The organism is Ensifer sp. YR511 (genome assembly GCF_900103045.1).
Taxonomy (GTDB): domain Bacteria; phylum Pseudomonadota; class Alphaproteobacteria; order Rhizobiales; family Rhizobiaceae; genus Ensifer; species Ensifer adhaerens.
Window position 1 is genome coordinate 20,628 of the sequence record NZ_FNGR01000024.1, and the last position, 22,288, is coordinate 42,915.

Annotated in this window: 16 protein-coding genes; 9 read left to right on the plus strand and 7 right to left on the minus strand. The window is 59.3% G+C overall.

The features are described 5' to 3' along the window. Positions 1-18: 18 nt before the first annotated feature. From BLU15_RS28515 to BLU15_RS28535, 4 genes are all read left to right on the plus strand, one after another. Complete coding sequence (locus tag BLU15_RS28515; RefSeq protein WP_176960370.1) at positions 19-777, plus strand: ABC transporter ATP-binding protein; 759 nt, start codon at positions 19-21, stop codon at positions 775-777. Further along, entirely contained in the window at positions 774-1,481 is a 708-nt protein-coding gene (locus tag BLU15_RS28520; protein ID WP_090299960.1) for an ABC transporter ATP-binding protein, read from the plus strand. Before BLU15_RS28515 ends, BLU15_RS28520 begins: the two co-directional genes overlap by 4 nt. A gap of 427 nt (positions 1,482-1,908) precedes the next feature. Continuing rightward, the gene (locus tag BLU15_RS28530; RefSeq protein WP_090299964.1) at positions 1,909-3,405 is read left to right on the plus strand and encodes a M81 family metallopeptidase; all 1,497 of its coding nucleotides are present in this window, start codon (positions 1,909-1,911) and stop codon (positions 3,403-3,405) included. After that, positions 3,398-4,237, plus strand: coding sequence for a FadR/GntR family transcriptional regulator (locus BLU15_RS28535; RefSeq protein ID WP_090299966.1), 840 nt, complete (start codon positions 3,398-3,400; stop codon positions 4,235-4,237). The genes BLU15_RS28530 and BLU15_RS28535 overlap by 8 nt, the downstream gene beginning before the upstream one ends. A 367-nt stretch (positions 4,238-4,604) precedes the next feature. Here the strand turns inward: BLU15_RS28535 and BLU15_RS28540 are convergent, their stop codons facing one another. The 7 genes from BLU15_RS28540 to BLU15_RS28570 form a co-directional block, all read right to left on the minus strand. Further along, complete coding sequence (locus tag BLU15_RS28540) at positions 4,605-5,411, minus strand: ABC transporter permease (RefSeq protein WP_090299968.1); 807 nt, start codon at positions 5,409-5,411, stop codon at positions 4,605-4,607. Beyond that, positions 5,408-6,259, minus strand: a complete 852-nt coding sequence (locus BLU15_RS28545; RefSeq protein ID WP_090299970.1) for an ABC transporter permease — start codon at positions 6,257-6,259, stop codon at positions 5,408-5,410. The genes BLU15_RS28540 and BLU15_RS28545 overlap by 4 nt, the downstream gene beginning before the upstream one ends. An 82-nt stretch (positions 6,260-6,341) precedes the next feature. Continuing rightward, on the minus strand, positions 6,342-7,520 hold the full coding sequence (locus tag BLU15_RS28550; protein WP_090299971.1) for an ABC transporter substrate-binding protein: 1,179 nt from the start codon (positions 7,518-7,520) through the stop codon (positions 6,342-6,344). Positions 7,521-7,571: 51 nt separating this feature from the next. After that, positions 7,572-8,657 carry an ABC transporter ATP-binding protein gene (locus tag BLU15_RS28555; protein ID WP_090299973.1) on the minus strand — a complete coding sequence of 362 codons (1,086 nt, stop codon included), beginning with the start codon at positions 8,655-8,657 and terminating at the stop codon, positions 7,572-7,574. A gap of 1 nt (position 8,658) precedes the next feature. After that, a complete protein-coding gene (locus BLU15_RS28560) occupies positions 8,659-10,716 on the minus strand; it encodes a hydantoinase/oxoprolinase family protein (RefSeq protein ID WP_090299975.1) in 2,058 nt (685 codons plus the stop codon). After that, positions 10,713-12,407 (minus strand): hydantoinase B/oxoprolinase family protein, encoded by a 1,695-nt coding sequence (locus tag BLU15_RS28565; protein ID WP_256386683.1) that lies wholly within the window; start codon positions 12,405-12,407, stop codon positions 10,713-10,715. Before BLU15_RS28565 ends, BLU15_RS28560 begins: the two co-directional genes overlap by 4 nt. 112 nt (positions 12,408-12,519) lie before the next feature. Beyond that, positions 12,520-15,195, minus strand: coding sequence for a LuxR C-terminal-related transcriptional regulator (locus tag BLU15_RS28570; protein WP_090299977.1), 2,676 nt, complete (start codon positions 15,193-15,195; stop codon positions 12,520-12,522). A gap of 1,239 nt (positions 15,196-16,434) precedes the next feature. On the opposite strand from BLU15_RS28570, the gene BLU15_RS28580 reads away from it, so the two are divergent. The 5 genes from BLU15_RS28580 (at position 16,435) to BLU15_RS28600 (ending at position 22,287) form a co-directional block, all read left to right on the plus strand. Next, positions 16,435-17,739: an ABC transporter substrate-binding protein gene (locus BLU15_RS28580; RefSeq protein ID WP_090299981.1), complete on the plus strand. Its 1,305-nt coding sequence runs from the start codon at positions 16,435-16,437 to the stop codon at positions 17,737-17,739. A 75-nt stretch (positions 17,740-17,814) separates the two neighbouring features. Continuing rightward, entirely contained in the window at positions 17,815-19,299 is a 1,485-nt protein-coding gene (locus tag BLU15_RS28585; protein WP_090299984.1) for an ATP-binding cassette domain-containing protein, read from the plus strand. Then, positions 19,296-20,309, plus strand: a complete 1,014-nt coding sequence (locus BLU15_RS28590; protein WP_090299986.1) for an ABC transporter permease — start codon at positions 19,296-19,298, stop codon at positions 20,307-20,309. Before BLU15_RS28585 ends, BLU15_RS28590 begins: the two co-directional genes overlap by 4 nt. Then, the gene (locus BLU15_RS28595) at positions 20,306-21,292 is read left to right on the plus strand and encodes an ABC transporter permease (RefSeq protein ID WP_090299988.1); all 987 of its coding nucleotides are present in this window, start codon (positions 20,306-20,308) and stop codon (positions 21,290-21,292) included. Before BLU15_RS28590 ends, BLU15_RS28595 begins: the two co-directional genes overlap by 4 nt. Before the next feature lie 17 nt (positions 21,293-21,309). Beyond that, positions 21,310-22,287 (plus strand): cyclase family protein, encoded by a 978-nt coding sequence (locus BLU15_RS28600; RefSeq protein ID WP_090299990.1) that lies wholly within the window; start codon positions 21,310-21,312, stop codon positions 22,285-22,287. Position 22,288 lies beyond the last annotated feature (1 nt).

A 22,288-nucleotide genomic window follows, 5' to 3' on the forward strand; every position in this document is an offset into this window, starting at 1 on the left:
CCAGGTTCCGATTCATCCATGGCTTTGTCCACTCGCGGCCTTGGTGTCTCCTACGGAAAGTTCGTCGCCCTCGCCGATGTCGACCTCGATATCCGTCGCAACTCGGTCCATTCCATTATTGGCCCGAACGGCGCGGGCAAGACGACCATGTTCCACGCATTGACCGGACGGGTCATGCCTTCGTCCGGCTCGATCGTGCTCAATGGCGTGGATATCACGCGCACACGCGACGACGAACGCGTGCGTCACGGCATCGCTCGCTCCTTCCAGGTGACGAGCCTTTTCCCAACGCTCGATGTCGCTGAGAACCTCCGGCTTGCCGCACAGGGCAAGACGCCTTGGCAAGCGCTCGCTCCGTGGCGAAGCGCGGAAAGCAACCAAGCCGCGCTTGCGACCGCTAGCGAGGTGATGGAAAGGCTCGGCCTCACCCGCGTCGCCCGCCGGCCAGCAGGCGAGCTGTCACATGGCCAGCAGCGTCGGTTGGAGGTCGGTATGGCCATGGCCTCACGCCCGTCGTTGATCCTGATGGACGAACCGACGTCCGGAATGGGGATCGAGGATATCGAGGAAATGAAGGCGCTGATCCGCAACCTCGGCCGCGACCATACGGTGCTGTTCATCGAGCATAACATGGGCATCGTGATGAACATCTCGGATACGATTACGGTCATGCGGCTCGGGCGCAAGTTGGTCGAGGGTACGCCGGCTGTCGTTCGCGACGACCCGGAGGTGCAGCGCGCCTATCTCGGCAACATGATCACCGGAGATATCGCATGAGCGCACTTCTCAAGGTAGAGGATCTTCACAGCTATTACGGCAAAAGCCACATTTTGCAGGGTGTCTCCCTCTCGGTCGAAGAAGGCGAAGTGGTCACGCTGCTTGGCCGCAACGGCGCCGGCAAATCAACCACGCTCAAGAGTATCGCCGGCCTGGTCAGCCCGGCACGGGGTAGCGTGCAATTGTCTGGCCGCGACCTCACAGGCCAGTCGGCTTTCCGGATAGCGCAAGCAGGTGTTTCCCTGGTTCCAGAAAATCGGGGCATTTTCTCGCTGCTTTCGGTCGAGGAAAATCTCCGTATTGCCGAGCGCAAGGGGTCGCCCTGGTCGCTTAAAGACATCTACGCCGTTTTCCCCCGATTGGAAGAACGCAAGCGCAATGGTGGCGGCCAGCTTTCGGGAGGAGAGCAACAAATGCTGTCAATCGCCCGCGCACTGCTCACGGGGCCGAAGCTGCTGATGCTCGACGAACCAGTCGAAGGCCTTGCGCCAGTCATCGTCGAGGAAATCGTCGACCAGGTCCGCAAGATCGCAGCGGCGGGGATCGCAATCCTTCTGGTTGAGCAGAACCTCGCGGTCTGTACAGCACTCGCCAATCGCCATCACATCATCGAGCTCGGCCGCATCGTCTATCAGGCCTCGGCCCGGGACTTCATCGCAGACAGCAAAGCCCGGGATAGATATCTCGGCGTCAAGGCAGAATAAGCCATGTCCAGCCTCCCTATAGACGCAGGCCGGCTGTGTGGCAGCCTGCTGGAAACAGCGAGGATCTGCGGCACAGCCGACGGTGACATCGCGCGGCTGTCATTGTCTATGGAGGACGCGACGGCGCGCAATCGTTGGCTGACTGGGTGGCCGAACTTGGCTTGCGCGTTATCGTGGGCGAAGTGAGCGACATGTTTGCCCAGTTACACGGAAGAAACCTGGACTTCGCCCCGATCGCCGTCGTCGCGGCGGTTGCGCCAACCAACGTGATCTTCGTGCCCTGCGCCGGTGGTCTAATCCACAACCCCGCCGAATACTCGACGTCTGAAGAATGCGCCTACGGGATGCAATTTCTGCACTCGACCTGGCGTAGGCGTCAAATAGCTGGCGATGGACCGAGACATTGGAAAAATAGGAGAGCAATGCATTGCGCATAGTCATCGCTCGTCTCAATCACGAGACGAACACGTTCTCACCCATACTAACGCCGCTTGCGGCTTTCCGTCCGACTTGGGGCGAACGGGCGGTGGATGAATCACGCGGAATGAAAGCTGCGCTGGGAGCATTCCACGCCTACGCCGAACGCGTAGGCGCTGAGATCTCCTGCCCGCTGATAGCCCATGCTTGGCCCAGCGGGCCGGTAGACGATAGCGCCTTCGAGGCCATGAGCACCGCGATCCTCGCAGACGTGTCCAAGGGCTGTGATATGATCCTGCTCGATCTCCATGGTGCGATGGTCACACAGAGCTATGACGACGGCGAAGGCGAACTGTTGAGCAGAGTAAGGAATGCAGCGCAAGGCATTCCGATTGGTGTGGCGCTCGACCTGCATGGCAATATTACGCAGCGCATGATTGAAAACTGCGATGCGCTCGCCGGCTTCAAGACTTACCCGCATGTCGATATGGTTGAGACCGGTGAGCTCGTTTGCTCGATCATGGAGCGCATCCGCCGTGGCGAACCAAGGCCAAGGATAGCGCTGGCTCAACCACCGCTCATAGCCCACACGCTCGCGATGAACACAACCGTTCCTGGTGCCATGGCCGAGGTGATCGACTGCGCCGTCCGGGCAGAACGGCAGCCCGGAGTTCTGGCGGTCAGTTTCTTCGGTGGCTTTCCCGCGGCAGACATTCATGACGCGGGTGCGAGCATTGTCGCAGTGACAGAACATCACCTTAGTCCGCACGAGATCGCCGAGGACATTGCGCGCCAAGCATGGTCGCGCCGCGAAGGCTTTGTTTACGATCAGAAGCCGCTCGGCCAGTCTATCAGCTTAGCAAGCGCCGCCGCACGTCGTTTTGGAACCGGACCGGTTTTGATGCTTGATCACGGCGACAATTGCATGTCGGGCGGCACGTGCGAGAACATGGATGTATTGCAAGCGGCGTTGAAAGCCGGGCTGACCGGTATCGTCGCCGGCCCTATCAACGATCGCGGAGTTGTTGCACAAGCCTTCGCAGCCGGCATGGGAGCCGAAATCGAAATCGAAGTTGGTAACAAGATTTTCGCCGATGGGTTCTCCCCTCCAGATCCGTCGCTCAAGCTCAAGGGTCGAATCAGCGCACTCGGCGACGGTCGCTACACAATTTCCGGCCCAATCTACACCGGCATGGTCTGCGATATGGGACGTTCGGCCGTGATCGATACCGGGACCGCGCGCGTGTTGATCTGTGAGGAAGCCCACGAACCTTGGGATCAGGCGGTGTTCACGTCGCTCGGCATCGAGCCTCAATCGGCTACCTATCTGATCCTGAAGTCACGTATGTATTGCCGTCCGGTCTTCGAACCGCTAGCGAAGGCGGTGATCGAATGTGCCGGTGGCGGCGTAACAGGCTCGGATTACAGTCTGTTCCCGTTCCGCAAGCTGCGGCGACCGATCTATCCGATCGACGCGGACGCGACCTGGGAGCAACCCGATGGCTAAACGCCAAACAGCAGACGTGCCGGAGCAAGGCACCGGTACCGTAAAGACCAGACCAGCGCAGGATGGGGCCGGGAGCCGACCTCAAACGGCGCGAAAGATGCGGCGCATCAAGCTATCAGATCAGGTCGCCGAGGATCTTCGCCGCTGGATCGCGCGCGAAAATATGGGGCCGAAGGACCGCCTGCCGCCGGAAAAGGTACTGATGCAACACTATGGATGTTCCAAAGGCACGATCCGTGAAGCACTCAAGGCTCTAGAGGTTGAAGGACTGCTGATCATGCAGGCGGGTCCAAACGGCGGCCCGGAAATCCAAGCGACGTCGATGGGAACGGTCATCCAGCAGATGCGCCAATATTTCCATTTCCAGGATCTCGATTTCAAGGACGTCTACGAATTGCGCAAGACGCTCGAGGTGATGGTCGCGGAAAACGTGGTAGGCCGGTTAAACGAAGAGCAATTCACAAGGCTTCAAGCAAATATCGACACGTGCATAGAGGCCTCCCGAGTGGACGATCGGGAAACTAGTCGCATCGTCGAGATCGAGTTCCACGACATCTTGTGCGAGGCGTGTGACAATCCGATTCTGGTGTTGATGTGCCGCTTCTTGAACGCTCTGGCCCGTGACTTGGTCATCCGGCGAACCGACAGCCTCAGAGAGCATACCGAGTTTGGCCAACACAACATCGGTGCTCACATCGGCCTACTTGATGCGTTGAGGCGCAAGGATGCTCAAGCCGTGCGCCGGGTAATGTCCGAGCACATGCATTGTGTTGAAGGTTTCATGAGCTCACTCGACGCAACATTTCACATGGATCTGCTAAGCCGGGGATAGACGCTGAGATGGACACCGCCCACTCACTCCCAATATGGCGGCATGGGACCAGGTCCGGACGAGCGGAGGGTTGCAGACCTTTCGCGGGTATTTTGTGCATCGCGGCTGTGGTGTTTTTGAAGTTGTGTGACGTATCTGTTTCACACAGCGCCCGGCGGGCAAGATCCGTGCCGGGGATGCCAAAACCTGGCAGGCCTCGATTGCAAGCTATCTTGATCGTATGCGCTACCTCAACTTAGGGCCAGATTTCGCCCTTCCTCGTAGGTTTCTTCGCGATACCGAGACGACGATGGCTGAACATAATTGTCAGCGAGGTCCGGCTCATCCAAGCCTTGCTGGTCTCGTAGTGAGCACGTCATTCCAGTCTCTAAACCGAGTGTTTTCTTGCCGCGGCCAGGAGGGAATAAACGGTTATAATCACGACGCAGACGACCGAAATAAGGAAAATCGCCCCGGACATGGCATATATAACCGGCGAGGCTCCCGAGTTCATCTTACCGAAAAGCGCCACTGGCAGGGTGTTTTGTCGGCCTGCCAAATAGAAAGCGCGTGTGAATTCATTGAGCGATAGGAGGAATGAAAAAATAAAAGCGCTCACCAGTCCCGGACGGATCAAAGGCAGAGTGATATCGTAAAACTGAGACCAACGCGTCGCGCCCAGATCCGCGGCGGCTAGTAGATAGGAACGCCGCACGGCAGCAAAGCTCGTCAAGATGACAATGAACGAAAAAGGCATCGCCCAAAGCAAATGACCGGCGATAACTGTCAGGCCGGACGCCTTGATACCTGAGTGCGTGAAGACGGCCGACAATGCCAACCCCTGAATAGCACCGGGCACAAACATCGGCAGGATCACTATCAAGAACCACGTCGTTCTCTGTGCGCGTATCTCGAAGTAAGCAAGAGCAGCCAGTAGGGACATCCCCGTCGCAAGGACCGCCGTCACGGTCGCGATCATCAGTGACTGTTCCAGAGCACCGACAAGTGCACCTTCCCTCGGAAGCGCCAGATACCATTTCAGGCTCAGATCCGACACGTCCGGCAGACCCGGCTGAAGGGCCGGATTGAACGAGACCGCCAGCAAATAAAGCGGTGGCGCGTATATCACGAGCAATCCGACGACGGTCACCGTCCAGAGGAAAATGCGATTGACCCAGCCTTCTTGAAGCATCATGGCGCGTGATCCTCAAACAGGGACGAAAGTCTAAAGATCCGGTTCCCGATCAGGACAAGAGCGAAGATAGCCGCGAGTACGATGGTCGAGATGGCAAAGGCCAGCGGATAGTTTGCGACACGCATAACATCGTTGATCATTACCGATACGATCGACGCCCCGGCCCCGCCCAACATCTGGACTTCGGTCGAAGACCCCACCACCATCACGAAAACAAAAAGGAACCCCGCAAAAATGCCTGAAACCGTCAGCGGCAAGAGAACGGTAGCCATCGTTGTCCAGAAGCCGGCACCTAGATCCTGTGCCGCCGCCATGAGGGTCCGATCGACACGGCGCATCGACAGAAGGAGCGGAAAGATGGCAAAGGGAAGATAAGAGGCGACCAGCCCGACCAGAACCGCAAAATTGCTGAAGAGGAGCCAATCGAGCGGCGCTGCGGTGAGGCCGAGGTCCTGTAGCGCGTTGTTGACGGCACCAGTGCGCCCCAACACGAGCCGCCACGAGAAAGACCGGATCAAATAAGATGTGAAGAACGGAATGGTGATAAGCGCCATCAAAACGACGCTCAACCGGCGTCCCGCCAGGAAATGGACCGCATAGGCGGTAGGATACCCGATCAAAAGGCAAATCAATGCCGTTGCAAAAGCCTTCACCAGCGTGGAGACGATGACGGTCCAGCGCCCCGCTTCAAGCACAGCCGCATATCCAGAAAGGCTCAGATCAGGCCTGATCCAGTAGGTCTGCGGATCCCAACTCCAGAAACTCCAGATAACGACGACACTAAGTGGCACCAGCGCAAGCGCAAGGATCGCCGCCATCGGTGGCGTTATCAAGAGCGTGGTTATCATCGGTCGGGGTCCGGGCATGCGCTTCCTTCAGGTAGCCAGGTAGCCGGCAGCGAGCAGGAGATGGTCGCTGCCGATAATGGGTCTAGGCGTTGCGCAGTTTCTGCCACCATTCCTCGTAAAGCTGAAAATTGTCCGGCCGGGCGTTCTGCCAGTAGACCTTCCCAGCGAACTTCGCCTTGACGTGATTGGCGAGCCTCTCGATTTCCTCCAGCTTGTATTGATCCGGGTGCGCTTTGGCATAGGCCGAATTGTTGTCGGTCGGGACGAGATAACCCCGCGCCTGGCCAAGTTCACAGCCATAGAAGCCGCCAAGCAGCCCATTTACAAATGCGTGGGCAGCATCCGAAACGCCGCGATCGCCGGCACCCTTGAGAAGAACGGTGTTGTTGCCCCAACCCTCGTAACCCTCTACAGGGGCTGCATACTCGACCTGGAGTCCACGCTTGCGGCCCTCATAAACGATGGGTTCCCAGCCTGTCATGGCATCGACTTCCTGGTCAGCAACGAGCTGTACGCCCTGTTCCCAGCCGTTCCAAAACGTACGAAATTGACCATCCTTCTTGTGCTTGATCAGGAATTCCATGACGAGACCAAGTTCAGACTCGCTGAGATTTCCCGGATCTGCGATTGGCTTGTTTTCGCTTTCCTTCAAATACATTGCAGTAAAGATGGCGCTGTTGATCCATGCATCCTCCATTGCGACCCTGCCCTTGAGCTTTGGATCGAAAATCGCGCCGTAGCTGTCAACCTTGCCGAGTTTGTCCGGACGATAGATGATGGAGTCCGCATTGACGACAGTCGGAATCCCGTACTGCTTACCTTCAAGCTTCAGATACGGAATGTCCTTGGCCCAGGTCCAGACACTCTCGTAATTTGGAATCTTAGGAAGATCCCACGGAATGATGGCGCCCTGGCGCGCCAGTTCTTTTTCCGCACCGCCCTGAAAACCGCCGACGTCAAACAGGTCATTGGCGTTGCCAGCCGCCAAGCGGGCAATAACCGGACCGAGATCGTTTCCATTGTCCGTGAATTCAGGAGCAACTCCGCTTTGAGCGGCAAGTTCCTGCCATTTGTCTCCGATGTCCAGCGTCGCCGTCGCCCAGAAGGCCACGGTTTTGGTCTCCTGCGCAGCAAGGCGTGAGGCAAAGCCAAGGCTTGCCGCAGAAAGGGCGAGCCCGCCTGCACCCATCAACTTAACGAAATCGCGTCGTTGCACATTGCTGTGCCGTCGGGAGAGAATCTGTCTGTCATCCTGTTTCATCTTTGTTCCCCTTTTGCTTTTTGCATGCACTGTTTTTCCGTATGAATATCATCAAGCGGCGGGCGAAAATCCCCGATTTGAAACCAGTACTGCCGCATTCGGCCCAAGACCCACGCGGATCCGCTGCCCGATTGAAAACCGTTCGATTGATACGTCTGCTTTGATCGAGACAACGAGCGTCTGTCCGTCCGAAAATGCCAGTCTTAGGTCATGATGGAGGCCGCGAAACGTAACTTCCGCGACCGTTAGCAGCAGCGTCGGCGGCGTACCAAGCGGCGCCAGAAACAGACGATCGGGTCGAATGGCAACTATGGACCCCGCCGGGTCAACCGGCCCTACGATGTTGACTGGCAGCGATTGGCCGGCGACAATCACGTGCCCGCCGGCGCCGGCCACGACGACGCTCTCTGGCTGTAGCAAAGTGTCAATACCGACGAACCGGGCGACGAAAGCGTTTGCCGGCGCCTCGAAGAAGCGGCCCGGTGTATCCAGTTGTTCGATCCGCCCCCGGTGCATCACTGCCATCCGGTTTGAGAGACTTAGGGCCTCGTCCTGATTGTGAGTGACAAGGATGAAGGTCGCGCCTGTGCGTTTGTGCAGCCGGCCGAATTCGTCCCGCATTTGTTGGCGAAGGCGTTCGTCAAGACCCGTCAGGGGCTCGTCGAGTAGCAGGATGCCAGGCTCCATGACCAGCGCGCGGGCGAGCGCCACTCGCTGCCTTTGGCCACCCGACAGGATATTGACGTTGCGGGGGCCAAAGCCCGAGAGTTCCACCAGATCGAGTGCTTCGTTGACTTTTGATGACAACGTCCTGCCCGAAAGGCCCCGAAGGCGCAGGCCGTAGGCGACATTTTGCTCGACGCTCATATGCGGAAAGAGCGCCAGGTTCTGGAAGACGGTGTTGACCGGGCGCCTGTTGGCCGGTGTGTCCACGACGTCCTTGCCGTCAAAGGCAATGCGGCCGGTTGTTGGCCGGTCGAACCCTCCGATGAGCTTCAGGAGCGAACTCTTTCCGCACCCAGAGGATCCGAGCAGCGTGAAAAACTCGCCCGCCTTGATGTCCAGTGAGACGTTATCGAGCGCCTTGACCGGACCGTATTCCCGGCTCACGCCGTGGACCTGAATAGATATCGCCATATCAGGCCGCCTCGCCGTTGCTCTCGCGGATGATCAGGACGCCGGTCTCACTGATGCTCAGTCTCTGGTTTTCCTGAACAAGCGTCGTTGCGGTAGCCTCCTCGACAATCATCGGCCCCAATATGGACTGGCCCGCCGCCAGCAAACCGCGCGCGTAGACCGGGCACGATACCCAGCCACGATCGCCGCCGAAATAAACACTCCTGTGTCCCGTCAAAGCGGCTGACGTCGACATCCGGTCAATTTTCGGCAAGGCGATGACCGGGCCATTCAGAACGGCTTCCAAATGCAGCGTGGTGATCTCGATCGCCGATTCTGAAAGCCTGAACGAGTAGGCACGCTCGTGGGCGATGTGGAACCCTTCGGCAAAGGCATTGAAGTCGTCACTGCGCCGCAGTTGCGTGAAAACGCCATGCTCCTGACCGCGATACCTGGCCTCGACCCGATAGGTGAAGCGTATGTCGGCGTCCTCGCCGTTGGCGAAATAGGCGATGGCCTCCGCCTCCAGCCCATCGAACCGACGGGCCAGCTCCCCCAGCGCGTCCCGCGAAAGGGGGGAAAACCATGTCTCACGAAAGTCCGCACGAGGTTCTGCGGCCAGCATGCCCCAGGCGGAAAAGATGCCGGGATAAGGTGGTATAACGGTCGCCTTGACGGCGAGCTCGCGCCCGAGCCGCGTTGCCAGCGCGGGGCCGGCCCCGCCGCTGACGACGAGAACCGCATCACGCGGATCATGGCCGCGCTGTACCGTTACCAGCTTGAGGGCGTTGATCATGCTGGCATGGGCAATGTCGATGATGGCAAGCGCCGCGTCTTCGATGCGCATTCCAAGCGGTGCAGCGACAGTTGCGATCGCATCTACAGCCTTCTGCCTGTCGAGGTGCATGTTGCCGCCGGCAAAGGTCGCGGGATCGAACACGCCGATGGTCAGGATTGCGTCTGAAAGGGTCGGCTTTTCGCCACCGCGTCCGTAGCAGGCTGGCCCCGGAGTCGAGCTCGCGCTTTCCGGTCCGACGCGCAAGGCGCCTCGTTCGTCAATACGGGCAATGGAGCCGCCACCCGATCCGATCTCAACGATATCGACGACCGGCACTTGCACGGGATGGCCGGGTGCGATGCGGCTGTGTTCCAGCTTGTAGTCAACGTTCAGCGTCGGGCGCCCGTCGTGGATGAGCGAACATTTCGCCGTCGTCCCGCCGACATCGAGCGACAGAACCTCGCTCTCGCCAAGAGCGCTGCCGATCCTGGCCGCGCCAGCTACGCCGCCCGCCGGGCCGGACTCAACGAGCGTCAAAGGGCTCCTCGCCGCCTGATCGAACGTTGATATGCCGCCGTTCGACTGCATCGCATAATAGGGGCAGGTAAGATTTCGACGCGTCAGCGCGCTTTCCAACCGCTCGAAATAGTGCCGGATAGTTGGCTGTACATAGGCATTGAGAACGACCGTATTCGTGCGTTCATACTCGCGCCATTGCCGAGCCACTTCGTGGCTGGCACACACTGTTGTCCCCGGCAGGGCGTCTGCGAGGATGCTGGCGCACAGGGTTTCATGCTCCGGATTGGCATAGCTGTGGAGAAAAAGGATGGCAACTGCCTCGATCGCCTCAGCCTGGCATCGCTCGATGATCGGTCGTAGATCGTCGATTTCCAGCGGCACGAGAACATTGCCGGCGGCATCGAGTCGCTCCCGGACCTCAAAACGAAGATGGCGCGGGACAAATGGCTCGGGGCTGTGGAATTGCAGGTTATAGAGATCCGGTCTGTTGCCGCGACCGATCTCCAGCACATCGCGGAAACCGGCCGTGGTGACCAGCGCTGTGCGCACACCCTTTCGTTCAGTTATCGCATTGATGACTGTGGTTCCGCCATGAGCAAAGAATGTGACATCGCGCGTGCGCAGACCGTCCTTGTTCTCGGCAGTCGCGATCGCATCAAGGATGCCGATCGATTGGTCTTGCACAGTGGTAAGGCTCTTGGCGGTAAAGAGTTCGCCACTACGCTCATCATAGCCAACGAGATCCGTAAACGTACCGCCGACATCGGTTGCGAGCCTGATCATTGCTCTTTCCTTCTTTCATACCCATAGAGGCTAACCGCGTCGAACTCGCTTAAAAATCCATTGCGCAGATCATTTTCGATCAAGTCGGCTTCGCGTTGCCGCGCATCGCCCCATCCGCCACCGCCACCTGTAACAACGCGAAGGATGTCACCGGCTTTTAGATCGATGTGGGCGACTCGACCATGGGATCGTGGCACCCCCTGGTCGGCAGGTGCGATCTGCAGGACATTTGCCGTGCCATGACTTCCGCCATCCATGCCCCACGGCAGCGTAGCAGTGCGTCCAAAGCTGCCATAGGCGGATGCGTGGTCGCCGAGAACCTCATATTCGCGCACAATGCCGAAGCCACCGCGCCTGCGCCCCGCCCCCGTGCCGCCTTCAATATTGAAGCCATAGCGTTTGACGCGTAGCGGAAATCGCGCCTCGATGACTTCAACCGAATAATTGTATGTGTCCCCATCGGTGAGCGCGATCAATGCGCTAGCGCCGTCGCGGTGCTGACTGGCGCCCCAACCACCGTGCTGGGGCTCGATATGAATGAATGGTTGGCCGCTTTTGTCCTTCCCAGAAATATAGACGACACAGAGGCTTGAGTAGGAGCCGGCGGAAAATCGCGACGGCATCAACGGAGCAAGCGCCTTCCAGACAAGTTCGGACGCATGGACCGATCCCTCATAGTACCAGCCCGTCGGGGAGGGTTTCTCTGCAGTGAAGATCGTGCCCGCGGGGGCGATCACCGTGAGCGGGCGGAACCATCCTTCGTTCGATGGATCCTGAGGTCCCACCATGGCCTTGACGATGGTCTTGACGGCCGACTGTAGCGCACCACGGGCGCAATTAATCGGTCCGGGGACAGCCGGCGGACAGCCGGTGAAATCGGCGGTAATGCTGTCTCCTGCGATGGTCACCACGACCTTCACCGGGATTGGCGCAGTGGTCACGCCATCACCATCAATGATGTCGCTGGCTTCGTACCGCCCATCGGGAAGCGAAGCGATCGCACTGCGACTGCGTTTTTCGCTTTCGTCGAGCAAATTGGCAAAAGCAGTCTGGACAATGTCCGCGCCATACTTGACGCAAAGCTCCATCATCCTTTGAGCGGCCACCCGGACTGTAGCCACCTGCGCATTCAAGTCACCAAGTGCAATTTCTGGCAGTCGGACATTCTCACCGATGATGTGCAGAATCTCATCCGCAAAAACACCCGAGCGTACGACTTTCACGCCAGGCAGCCGGAGGCCCTCCTGAAAAACAGACGTGGCATCGGGTGCAAGGCTTCCGGGCACTGACCCACCGACATCCAAGTAATGCGCGACATTGATCGCGTATCCAAGAATGTCGCCATTGACGAACAGCGGCTTGACGACCGCAAAATCGCAGGCATGCGTACCACCGGCATAAGGATCATTTGTGAGCAGGATGTCGCCATCCACGAGATCGCCTGCGAACTTTTCAAGCAATGATTTGACCTGCACGCCGAACGTCCCGGTAAATAGTGTGATGCCGTTCATCTGCGCGACCAGTTCGGCATCAGCCGTCAGAAGGCCGCAGGCGAAATCGAGGACCTCGTAAATGACCGGGCTCATACTGGTGCGAGCCATGACAATTCCCATTTCATCGACGGTCGCCATCAGCTTACCCTCGATGATCTCCTGCGTTACGGAATCGACAAGTCTCTCGCCGCTGGTCACCAGTTTCACCTCCCTGACGCTTGTGGAGGAAAGACTAGGAGCGTTCAGGGCGCGGTGGTAGCCTGTCACATGGGTGGGAGTGTACTTTGCTCACCCTACCCATTCGGGCAGGTCACGCAAGCGGGCCGGTATCGCGTCCGGCCATCACCGCAGCCGTGCGGGTTGTCACATTTAGCTTGGCGAAGATGTTACGCAGGTGAAACTTGACCGTATTATCGCTCAGCCCGAGCCTGCGGCCTATTTCCTTATTGCTGAGCCCCGCGCTCAAAAGGCGCATTACGCTACGCTCGCGGTCGGTAAGGCCGCCCGGCTCAGTTGCACTATATGACCCCGCCGCCGAAGTTGCGCTGCAGGGGCGGTCAAGAGCTCGGGAGAGGCGTTGCGCAACCACGGCGGGGACATCCATGCGAACGACGAGCCGGCGCAGACTGTCTGCGAAATCAACGCCTTCAATATGAATGGTCGCCCGATACTCGGCCACCGGTAACGAGAGCATGAGATCGGAAAGCCGGGTTGCCGCCATGTCCTGCCGATCCTCACAAAGCAGAAGACGAATATCAAGAAGTCCGAGCTCGATCCTGCGCGGGATGTGGGGCTTTGACGCCTGCTGCACGACTAGCCTGTCCAGTAGGTTGCGCGCTCGGACGAGATCGCCCCGTGCCGCATGAATTCGCGCCCAGAGCAGGGCAGGAACGCAACCGCGCAGGTGAACGCTGAGATTGTTGGCGGCATCGGCGCCGCCGCCTCGCATCGGGAAGCCGTTCATGTCGGCGTAGCGTGCCGCCTCCTCAACGTCACCAGCTGCGATGAGGAGTGTAGCCCGTTCGCCATCAATAAGCTTCGTCAATCGGTCGAAGCCGCGCCTGCGAGCGGTTGCCCGCGCACTGTCGATTGCGGCGTCGGCCGCGAGTAGGTCACCGTTCAGCCGGAACATGCGCTGTTGCGCCATGAAGCCCGCCGCAAGCAGATCGAACCATGTATCGTGGCGCTCCAGGTGCGGCAAAGCCCAGGACAGAGCGGCAGATCCTGGGTCTGGCTCCCCGCGCATCGATAGAACCTCGCTCAACAGCACCTGGCCGACTGCATCCAAGTCGCTACCTTCGCCGATATTCTCCTGGGCTTCAGCGATCAGGCAGCGATAGGCGTCCGCGGCGCCGGAGCTGTCGCCACTGAAGAATGCAGCCTGGCCGATATGGGTGTAGAGATGCATAGCGCCAAAGTCCGCGCCGCCATCTCGAAACGCCCGCATGGCGAGTTGCCCGTAGTGCAGCGCCCGTTCAAGATCCGTGCGGATCAGGAAATTGTAGGAGAGCATGTTTAGCGCCAGCGCACGATGGATCAGCTCCATGTCGTCTTCCTGCACCAGATCTGCTTCCAGAGCCGAAAGATCGCCGGCAGTCACCCAGCGATCCGTATAAAGGGACAGAAGCACCCGGACCACGCGGAAATCGCGTTTCAGCTCTTCGCTAGTACAGGCGCGTTCGGCGATCGCCAGATAGTGGTTGGCGGCGTCGAGATGACCGGTCTTGGCACTGACCACGGACAGCCCAAGCGTCGTTAGGGGATAGCGCGAGAGAGTGATATCGGAAGCTTTTGCAATCAAGGTTTCAAACAGCAGCGTACCGCCGCGTGTGGTGGCATAGACGCGCCGCCATCCGCCGGCATTTTCGATGATCTCTGCGGCCAGTCCCGTATCGCCCGCCAGAAGAGCATGCCGCACCGCCGCATCGCAATCATGGCGGGCCTCAAACCAGCGCGCAGCTTTTTGCAGAATTGAGTCTGTATCGATCCCTGTCCTTCCCGCTTCCTCCTTGAGAAAGCTGTTGAAGACCGGATGGTATCGCACCCATGTCCCCTGCCCGTCGAGAACGGCGATGGGCAATGCGCATTCTCCAAGGCGGCCGAAGATCGCTATGGTGTCGTCTCTGTCAAAGACATCTGCAACGAGTGCGCGACCGATAGCAGGTAGCGACGCCGTCTCCGTCAGAAAACGCCGCATATCTTCGGGTAGACTGGAAAACACTTGCTCGGAAAGATAACGCCCCATCTCGGCATTGTTGCCGTCGAAGGAGTCCAAGATCGCGGTCCTGTCAAGGTTTTCGGCCACCAGAACCCGAACCATCTGCAGGGCCACTGCCCATCCTTCGGTGCGTCTGTTGAGGCGTGCTATCTGCTCGTGGGTCAGCCCCTTCGCCGCGCTGTCAAAAAACTCTTGCGCCTCCGAATCCGAAAAGCTCAGATCTGCGACACCTATTTGTCTCAGTTCGCCACTAAGCCGGAGTACCGACGTTGGAAACCGTGGCGCACTGCGCGAGATAAGCACGAATCTAACATGGCCGAGCTCGGCCGCTGCCAGGAGCCTGGCGATAACCGCCTCAATCGCATCGGTCTGAGCAAAATGATAGTCGTCGAGAAAAAGTGTGAGCGGTTCGATCCGGCGCAAACGGGTGACAAGAACTGAATGCAGCGCGGCAACGGGCATGCTGCTGACGTCAAGGCCCCGGCCCTCCTCTGGCAAAACAATCTGCAGGCAATCCAGGAGGGACAGGAGAAAGTGCCCTTGATCGCAATCCGCCGGATCGAGCGGTAACCATACAGCGTTCTCTCCATGCCCCTTGACGAGATTATGCCATTGCGCCGCAAACGACGTTTTTCCATAGCCGGCGGGCGCAACGATGGTCGTTAGCCGCCTCGATCCGGAACGTCGTAGTTGCTGCAAGAGCGACCTACGGCTGATGTGAAGGTAGCCAGTCGCAGGAGGCTGAAATCGGGTTTGATGCTTGACCATTTCCAGTGTCTGCTCAAGGTAAAGGCAGATTGCGACCTATGGATAGCATCCCCGACGAGCTTCGCAAAGCGGAGCGATGACGACGGCTCATGATTTGAAACTGCGTAACTATTCCCTGGCACATGCGCCAGCTGAATACTACGAGCATGTCTCGGCGAGCGCGGTGGTCTTTGCTTCGGCATAGTAGCTGGATCCAAACAGCAGACCTCAATGGTGAAGTTTCCGCACCAGGCGCCATCGAGATCGAACTGATTAGGCAAGCTTTACAAGCAGCTTTCTGACCGATTCCTACCCTCGATCCCTAAAACGAACACCGACGCCACCGCCGCTTTCCGGGATGAACTCTACTCCGGCGCTTTCCAGAGCCAACCGGATCGCGTTTAAGTTCGCGGTTGTTAAGGTCGTGCGTCGTCCTTCTGCCTCTGCGCGGCTTACGGTTGCGATCCCAATTCTGGCCGCTTGTGCGAGATCCTTTGCAGTCCAGCGGACCAGTGCACGCGCCGCTCGTATCTGTGCACCCGTGATGTCGTCGTTATCATGTGATTTCAAATCATTCATCTTAAGATTGTTTGGTTAGAAGTGATAGCGTTTTCACAATTCAGCCCGGAAGACGGCTCCCGGGTCTTCTATCGAAACGTTCCGTCTGCAGTCCTAGTATGCGTTCATCTTGTGAACAGACGTAACCGGCCATGTTCTCGCCACCGTGTCTATGAGAACGCAGATCTGAAAACCTGTACAGCAGCAAGAACATTCGTTTGCGTACCAGCTGCTTCTGCGATGTAGCTGAACTCTTTCTCGATGAGTTCTACTGAGAATCGTGGGCAAAACTGCCGGAAAGCATCGAACCGGCGAGGTAGCTTAGAGCATGATAATTTATCAAGCCGAGGGTCCAGTCATTTCTGGATGTGCTGGTTTGAGAAAATGGTCACGTCCCGCGCTGTCTCCAAAGGTATTTCCAACTGACCTTTCCTGTCGGGTAGGTATAGATTGACTTCGTTTATCTGAAGCCGCAACCATATATAGCATATGCGCGGTTGCTGACCTCATCCGATCAATTCCTATGCCGATCCGATCAAAGCGATCTCCCCAAGACGACTGAATTGGGCGGAGCGGCGCGCCTTTGGTCTGGTGCCGGATAGCCGGTCAACTCTCATTCGGGCGAGCGCACAGCTGACAGGCTACAGCCGAAACGCGCTCAAGGGTAGGCACGGAGCATTTCGGGGGCGCGAAAGTGATGACGTGACTGGCATCGAGCAACGCTTCGACCGGCTGCATCGTGACGTCGTGATGACCAAGTCAACTGCCCCTTGTAAAACGACTGCGCTAAATTTACGCTTGAAATATCCTGTATCATATATAATGTATGATGCATTGGATTGGGTAGTGCCGCAGTCCGAGCGTCTTTGGGAGGACATCATGAAGTTTACGAAGTGGCTGGCTTTTGCCGGCATGATTTCGCTTGCCGCCATGTCTGCTGCAAGCGCACAGGACCTGTCATTTCTAAAGAATGCAGGCGGGCATGAGAAGCCGTTCACCATCGGCGTGTCCAACGGCTTCATTGGCAATGCCTGGAGAGCACAGTTCGTAGCCGATATTGAAGAGGTGGCGGCCGAGCTCAAGGCCGATGGCGACGTCAAGGATGTGATCGTCGTAAACTCCACCAGCGGCGCCAACGGGCAGATCTCTCAGATTAACTCGCTACTGGCCCGTGGCATCGATGCGCTCGTCATCAATCCAGTGTCCGGCGAAGCGCTTAAGCCTGTGGTTGCTCGCGCGATCGCATCGGGCGTACTGGTTGTCGTCGCAGACAACCCGCTCGATATGGCTGATGTGCTCAATATTTCACTCGACCATACCCAGTACTGGGGCATCGAAACCCAGTGGCTGGTCGAGACGCTGAACGGCAAAGGCAACATCGTTGCCATCGAGGGGCTGGCTGGCAACACGGCCAACGACTGGCGTGTTCGCGCACGCGACGAAGTATTGGCCAGGAATCCGGACGTGAAGCTGCTGGCCTCCGTACCGGGCCAATGGGACCAGGCTACCGCGCGCGAGGCCATGACCGGCCTACTCGCCGCCCATGACAACATCGACGGTGTCCTTATTCAGGAAGTGATGCCGGAAGGTGCCATCCGCGCCTTCACAGCGTCGGATACGGCGCTGAAGCCGCTTACGGGCGACTACGTGCATTCTTATTTGAAATTCTGGAAAAACACGCCCGATCTCACGAGCGTCGTTGTCGCCAATCCGCCAGGAATCGGTGCGGATGCGCTGCGGATCGCGACCGAAATCCTGCGCGGCAAAACGCTGAATGCCGAAGCGCTAGTCGCCAATCCGATCGACCCGTCCTACAAGAACACGATCCTCGTTCCGGAGCCCTATGTCATCGAGCGAGAAGCCAATACCGGCCGACCGTGGTGCACGGAGACCACAAAGTGCCTCTCGCTCGATGAGGCGCTCGGTATGCTCGACGGCAAGCCGGACAACCATTCGATCGACAGCTTCATGTCGGCCGACGCCATCCGCAAGCACTACTTCAAGTAACACGCCTCCCAGGACGGAACCGGGCCCAGCCTTGCGCGGGCCCGGTTCGCCGATCACCGCCCCGCGGAGAAAATCATGGCATTGATCCTTCGAAACATATCGAAAATCTACGGGCCGGTGCATGCACTGGACGACGTATCGCTGACGGTCGAACCCGGTGAGTGCCGCGCGCTCTACGGCGGCAACGGTTCCGGAAAGAGCACCACAGCGCGCATCGTCAGCGGTTCGGTCGCGGCCTCCAGCGGCAGCGTGGAGATCGATGGCCATCCCCTGGATATCCCCTCGCCCCGCCGTGCCCGTACAATGGGAATCGGCGTCACCTTCCAGGAACTTAGCCTGCTTCCCGACCTGACGGCCGCGGAGAATGTCGTAATCGGCGATGCGCCCCGGCATTTGGGCTTTTTTGTCGACCGTCGCCGCTTGCGTGAAGACGCCTATCAGTATCTTAACGAAATCGGCCTGGCGCATTTCTGCGACGTCAAGGCGAGCGCTCTCCAGACCGGGGAAAAGTACCTGACCGAACTGGCAAAGGCTCTCTATCTTAAGCCGCGCTACATCATCATCGACGAACTCACGACGACGCTGCACGCTTCGGAGGTCGAAGTGTTTGCCCGCCTGATCGAACGGCACCTTGCAGGCGGTGGCGGAGCACTTTTCGTTAGTCACCGGCTGAACGAGCTTCGCCGTTTCTGCTCGACGATCACCGTCCTGCACAACGGGCGTCATGTTGCCGATGAGCGGCTCGAAGTGGTCAGCGACGCGGATCTTGTCGGCTGGGCCGGCGGCCGCGAACAAACTCCTGCGTCCGCCGTAACCGTCGCTGCACCGGCAAATCGTGCGACGGCCATTCAGATAGAGCGTCTCTCGCTCGGCCGGAAAGCCGTGCCGCTCGCACTGGCGCTACCGGCCGGTGAGATCGTCGGCCTTGGAGGGGTGCCGGACCAGGGACAAAAGACCCTTCTACGCATTCTCGCCGGCCTGGCGCCAGCGGGGCGCGATGCGGTTATTTCGATAATGGGCAAGCCGCTGTCCTTCAATTCTGCTGCGGGCGCGGCTGCCGCCGGGATCGTTTTCGTTGCCGGTGATCGGGATCAGATGGCGTTCGCAACCCGCAGCATTCGAGAAAACATGCTCGCGCCCTTCATCGCCCGTGGTGCGCCATTGCCAGATGACGTGTCTCTCAGGTCGGCACTCTCGCTTCTGTCGACGCGATATGCCGGACTCGACATGCCGATGAACTCGCTGTCGGGCGGCAACCAGCAGAAGGTTCTCATTGCTCGCTGCCTGCTTGCCGACCCGGCGATCCTGATCGCGGAAGATCCGACCAAGGGCATCGACGTCGGCGCGCGGGCGGATGTGCACAGGCTGTTCCGCGACCTCTCGGCAAAGGGCACGACGGTTCTGGTGACCTCATCCGACGATCTCGAACTTGCCGATCTGTGTGATCGCGTTCTCGTCATGGAGGGCGGCGCCATCGCCGCAAATCTCGCTCGCAGCGCGGGCAGCCTATCAGTTCAGGCGATCGTTGCTGCCTACATGAAGCAGGAGAAGGCGGCATGACCGCGATTTCATCCGCCACAGCATCGCGCTTCTGGGCGCACTCCGCCGTACCGGCGCTTGCGCTCGCCGCCATCGGCCTCGGCCTAGCCGTCTCCATCAATCCCGGCCTGGCGTCCCCGGCCGGTCTCGTCGGCTGGTCGACTTCTCAGCTTGGTCTCTGGGCGGCGGTGCTTGCGCAGGCCATTGTTCTCATAGGTCGCGGCATCGATCTGTCTACCGGCGCAGCAGTAAGCCTCGTAAACGTGGTGGCCATTGCTCTCTTCGGTCTTGGCTGGCCGATCTGGCTGGTCCTGCCTACCGCGTTGCTCACCGGCGTCGCGATCGGTTTTGCCAACGGCATCCTGATCGCCGTCCTGCGGATCAATGCCCTCCTCGCCACTTTCGCGATGTCATTCGTGCTGCTCGGCCTGAGCCTTCAGATCCAGCCAGCGCCCGGCGGCATGGCCCCGGTCGACGCCGTCATGGTGATGAACGGCGCGACGTTCGGCGTGCCGAACGCATTGCTTGCCCTCTTCGGCCTGATCATCCTGTGGCAGGTCCTGGCGCGCACGCGTTTCATGCTGCTCCTAAGGAGTACCGGCTGCGATCCGCAGCGGGCCTTCAATTCCGGCGTACCGATCCTGCGCACGCGGGTTTCGGCCTATGTCATCGCCGGCTTCTTCTGCGGCCTTTCCGGGATCTTTGTCACGCTGACCATTGGCGCGGGCGATCCGTTAATTGGACAGCCCTATACCCTGCTGACCATCGCCGGTGCCGTTATCGGCGGCGTTGCCCTCATGGGCGGCTCCGGTAGCGGCATCGGCGCCATTCTCGGCTCGATGTTCATTGGAATTACCGGCGAGCTCTCACTTGGGATCGGTCTTTCGCCCTTCTACCAGCAGTCCATCGTCGGAACCGTGCTTCTCATAGGTCTGGCAGGCGTCGTCCTGCTGCGCCGCTGGATTGATCACCTCGAAAGCGTCCGTGTCGCGCTCGTTCTCAGCGCCATCAGACGAGGAGAAACTGCATGAGCAGCGCAAGCGCGTCTAGTCCTGTCCCCCGCTGGTTCGACGGCGTTCTAGGGGTGCTAAAAAGGATTCCCCATTCCGCCAGTCTCGGCATCATCGGCGCCCTCGCCCTGGTCGGGTTTGCGATAAACCCGGCCTTTCTCTCCGGTGCGAACGTTTGGAGCGTCCTGTCGATCGCAGCGATGCTCTCGATTGCTAGCGCCGGGCAAACACTCGTCATCCTTTCCGGCAACCAGGGTATTGACCTGTCGGTCGGTACTATCATGACCTTCGCCGCCCTGCTCGTTTCAGGCATTGCCGGCTCGTCGGACGCGGGCATGCTGCCGGCCACGGCGGCAGCCGTCGCAATGGGTGGCCTGGTCGGCCTGCTGAACGGGCTTGGCGTGCAGGTGCTGCGGCTCTACCCGCTGATCATGACGCTCGGCATATCCTTTGCGGTCGAGGGTCTCGGGCTGATCTACGCCCAGGCAAGAGCACCCTCGATGCCCGGTCAGTTCATCGAGACCATCGGCGTCGGCCGGATCTGGGGCGTTCCCTGGGTGGTCGTCATCGCCGCTGGGCTGCTTGCCGCCATGACGGCGCTCCTGCGCCACAGCCGCTACGGAAGAATGCTCTACCTCGTAGGGACCAACATCCGCGCCGCCCAGGCGGCAGGCGTTCCCGCTGCCCGAGTCGTCATCGGCACCTATGTGGCGAGCGGAATTCTCTCCGCGCTCGCCGGCGTGGTGCTCTTCGGCTTTGCGGGCAGTGTGAACCTTTCCCTCGGCGCACCTTACACGATGATGTCCGTCGCAGCCGTCGTCATCGGCGGCGTTTCGCTGAGTGGAGGGAATGGCGGCTTCGCCGGCACGCTGCTCGGTGCCATCATCTTCACACTCTTGACCAACCTATTGATAACCTTGGGCTTCAGTTCAGCCCTGCGCTACATTGCCAGCGGGCTGGTGCTTTTTGCGGTTCTACTGGCGACGTCCCGCGACGTCGCTTGAAACGGAGGAGATCTTTCATGTGCAATGCCGAAATCGACCCGAAAACCGTCCCGCATATGCGCGAACTCATGGCTGGCCTGCCGACCAATTGGGGCAAGTGGGGGCCCGATGATGAAATCGGCTGCCTCAACTACCTGACCCAGGCGGAAGTCCTGCGCGGCGTCGCATCCATCCGCTCCGGCAAGACGTTCACACTACAGGTCCAGATGGGCAATCCCAAGGGAGACCCAGTGTGGCCGGGGCGCCGGGGCGCCCAGCGCATCAACCTGATGGACAAGGGTGACTTCATCTGCGGGAACGGGCCGCAGACGCCCGGCTGCCACGAATTCGCTGACGACCTCATGATCATGTATCTGCAGGGCTCCACGCAGTACGATGCACTCGGCCACGTCTGGTACGACGACCACATCTACAACGGCTTTGATGCCAAGTCGACTGCCGGCGGCATGCAAAAGGCGAGCGTCTTGCCGATCGCCGAACGCGGCGTCGTTGGACGAGGCATCCTCATCGACATGGCCCGCCACCGCGGCAAGGACGTCCTCGACCGGGGCGAGACCTTTAACCACCACGACCTCATTGACGCGGCGAAAGCGCAGGGCATTGAGATCGAGAAGCGGGACATCCTCCTCGTCCGCACTGGTTGGATCGGCTCGTTCTACCGCCGTGATCCGGCCGAATTCTACACTGACTTCGTCGAACCCGGCCTCACCTTCAGCCGGGAGCTTGTCGACTGGTTCAAGGAAATGGAAATCCCCAACCTGGTCACGGACACCATCGCCAACGAAGTGACGCTCGAGCCGGAAACGGGCGTGATGATCCCGCTCCATTGCGCCCTGATGCGCAATCTGGGCGTCGCCTTCACGGAGATTGCCGCGCTCGACGCTCTGGCAGCGGATTGTGCACAGGACGCACAGTGGAGTTTCCTCTATACCGCAGCTCCGCTTAAGGTGGTGAACGGTTCCGGCGCCCCGGTAAACCCGCTGGTGATCAAATGAC

Bases quoted from the DNA above. Each gene is read 5' to 3' on its own strand.
- BLU15_RS28545 (WP_090299970.1), bottom strand. From the start codon at position 6,259: ATGATAACCACGCTCTTGATAACGCCACCGATGGCGGCGATCCTTGCG.
- BLU15_RS28535 (WP_090299966.1), top strand. From the start codon at position 3,398: ATGGCTAAACGCCAAACAGCAGACGTGCCGGAGCAAGGCACCGGTACC.
- BLU15_RS28600 (WP_090299990.1), top strand. From the start codon at position 21,310: ATGTGCAATGCCGAAATCGACCCGAAAACCGTCCCGCATATGCGCGAA.
- BLU15_RS28555 (WP_090299973.1), bottom strand. From the start codon at position 8,657: ATGGCGATATCTATTCAGGTCCACGGCGTGAGCCGGGAATACGGTCCG.
- BLU15_RS28515 (WP_176960370.1), top strand. From the start codon at position 19: ATGGCTTTGTCCACTCGCGGCCTTGGTGTCTCCTACGGAAAGTTCGTC.
- BLU15_RS28550 (WP_090299971.1), bottom strand. From the start codon at position 7,520: ATGAAACAGGATGACAGACAGATTCTCTCCCGACGGCACAGCAATGTG.
- BLU15_RS28520 (WP_090299960.1), top strand. From the start codon at position 774: ATGAGCGCACTTCTCAAGGTAGAGGATCTTCACAGCTATTACGGCAAA.
- BLU15_RS28595 (WP_090299988.1), top strand. From the start codon at position 20,306: ATGAGCAGCGCAAGCGCGTCTAGTCCTGTCCCCCGCTGGTTCGACGGC.
- BLU15_RS28585 (WP_090299984.1), top strand. From the start codon at position 17,815: ATGGCATTGATCCTTCGAAACATATCGAAAATCTACGGGCCGGTGCAT.
- BLU15_RS28590 (WP_090299986.1), top strand. From the start codon at position 19,296: ATGACCGCGATTTCATCCGCCACAGCATCGCGCTTCTGGGCGCACTCC.
- BLU15_RS28560 (WP_090299975.1), bottom strand. From the start codon at position 10,716: ATGATCAGGCTCGCAACCGATGTCGGCGGTACGTTTACGGATCTCGTT.
- BLU15_RS28570 (WP_090299977.1), bottom strand. From the start codon at position 15,195: ATGGTCAAGCATCAAACCCGATTTCAGCCTCCTGCGACTGGCTACCTT.
- BLU15_RS28540 (WP_090299968.1), bottom strand. From the start codon at position 5,411: ATGATGCTTCAAGAAGGCTGGGTCAATCGCATTTTCCTCTGGACGGTG.